Origin of the sequence: Dankookia rubra (genome assembly GCF_004355005.1) — a bacterium.
GTDB classification, from domain to species: Bacteria; Pseudomonadota; Alphaproteobacteria; order Acetobacterales; family Acetobacteraceae; genus Paracraurococcus; species Paracraurococcus ruber_A.
Window position 1 is genome coordinate 1 of record NZ_SMSJ01000283.1, and the last position, 1154, is coordinate 1154.

Genomic DNA, 1154 nt, shown 5'->3' on the forward strand with positions numbered 1-1154 from the left:
GGCGCCGCGCCGAGCATGGCGGCGGCCTGCCGGGCCCAGCCCTCGCGCACCTGCGCCTCGGTCGTGCGGCCTTGCCGCGCCGCGTCGCGCGCCGCCCGGCCGAGCAGCGACTGGTCGAGGAAGCGCAGCGCCAGCCCGGCCAGCTTCAGCTGTTCCCAGTCCTGCGCCTCGGCGGCTTCCGGCGTCACCCCCTCCAGCACCAGCGACAGGCCGAGCACCCCCATCTCCCGTCCGGCCAATGAGAGGGAGCCGAGCTCGAGCCGCCCGCGCGTCCGGTCGTAGCGGCTTTCGGCGGTCAGGTCGGCGAGCAGCGCCGGATAGCCGAAGCGGCGCAGCCATTCCGCCAGCAGCGGGGAGGGCTCGATGCGCAGGTCGCGGAGCGCCAGCCGCCCGGTCTCGATCTCGCCGGCCGGCGGGTCGCCCTGCAGGCGCAGGCTGCCGAAGCCGCCGACCGCCTGGCCGGCCAGGGTGCCGAGGAAGGCCTCGACCTCCGCCGCATAGCCCGCGCTGGCGCGCGGCGGCGTGGTCTGGCTGCCCATGGCGCTGAGGCTGCCCGGCAGGTCCAGCCCGCGCAGCGCCACCCGGCCGATCCGCACCCGGTCCACCACCACGGCCTCCGGCAGCAGCGCGTCGATCCCGGCCAGAGTCAGCCGCCCCGGCCGGCCGGCGGCATAGTCCTCGAGCGTCACCTCGGCGATGGCGAAGCTGGCATCGCCCTCGACCGTCAGCGTTTCCAGCCGCAGCTGATCGAGCGCCAGGGACTCGGCGGTGCCGGCGGGCGCCGACAGCCCGCGCAACTCCAGCCGGGCGATGCGGGCGATGGTGCCGCCCATGCTCAGCGTCACGTCCCGCGCGCTGGCGGCGCCGATCCGCGCCTCGCCCAGGCCGTCGAGCGTCAGCTCCTCGATGGTGGCCTTGCCGCCCTCCCGTGTCAGGGTGGCGCCGAGCAGCCGGACGCTGCCGGTCGCCGGGTCGATCGGCTCGGCGGCGCGGTAGGCGAGGGCGGTGCCGGCGCCGAGCAGGGCGCGGAAGCGGGCGACGGCGGGCAGCGCATCGACCGGCAGCTCGGGCGTGGCGGGTGCCGCAAGGGCCGGGGGGGCCGCGGGGGCAGGGGGGGCGGCCGGCGGCGCCGCGGGGGCGGCAAGCGCCGGGGG

General features: G+C 78.2%; 1 protein-coding gene. It reads right to left on the minus strand.

Annotated features, from left to right (window positions below; genetic code table 11):
- A partial coding sequence (locus E2C06_RS38355) for a hypothetical protein (protein ID WP_193560545.1) occupies nucleotides 1–1154 on the minus strand: 1154 nt, incomplete at both ends.